The organism is Bradyrhizobium sp. Kon58 (genome assembly GCF_055807455.1).
In genome coordinates, this window is the sequence record NZ_JBVVOT010000115.1 from 1 (window position 1) to 556 (window position 556).

General features: G+C 59.7%; 1 protein-coding gene. It reads right to left on the reverse strand.

The window, feature by feature from the left end; translation table 11 throughout:
- The coding region (locus AC0L20_RS39710; protein ID WP_473295621.1) for an amino acid ABC transporter permease at positions 1-462 on the reverse strand (462 nt) is incomplete at its 3' end.
- Positions 463-556 lie beyond the last annotated feature (94 nt).

The window sequence follows — 556 nt, forward strand, 5'->3', positions numbered from 1 at the left end:
CACCTGCACCGAAAACCCCACGGTCGGTGCCACGGCGATGCGCAGCGCTTGGGGCAGTATCACGTAGCGCAGTTGTTCAAGGGGATTGAGCGCCAGGCTGGCCGATGCCTCCCACTGCCCATGGGCAATGGAATCAACGCAGCCGCGCCAGATCTCGGCCAGGTAGGCGCTGGTAAACAGGGTCAGGGCAATGGCCGCCGCCAGCCAGGGCGAAATATCTACCCCGAGCAATGCAACACCGAAAAACACCAGGAACAGTTGCATCAGCAAAGGCGTGCCCTGAAACAGTTCGATATAGGTGCGGGCAATGTTGCGCGGGAATGCCTTATGGCTGATACGCATCGCCATCACCAGCAGGCCGATCACACCGCCGCCGACAAACGCCACCAGCGACAACAACAGCGTCCATTGCAGGCCGCTGAGCAGGTTGCGCACGATGTCCCACAAGGAAAAATCACTCATCGGCTGTTCCTCATCACGTAGCGGCGGCCGATCCAGTTGAGCAACTGGCGAATCATCAGCGCCATGCATAGGTACACGAGTGTGGTCAGGGCAT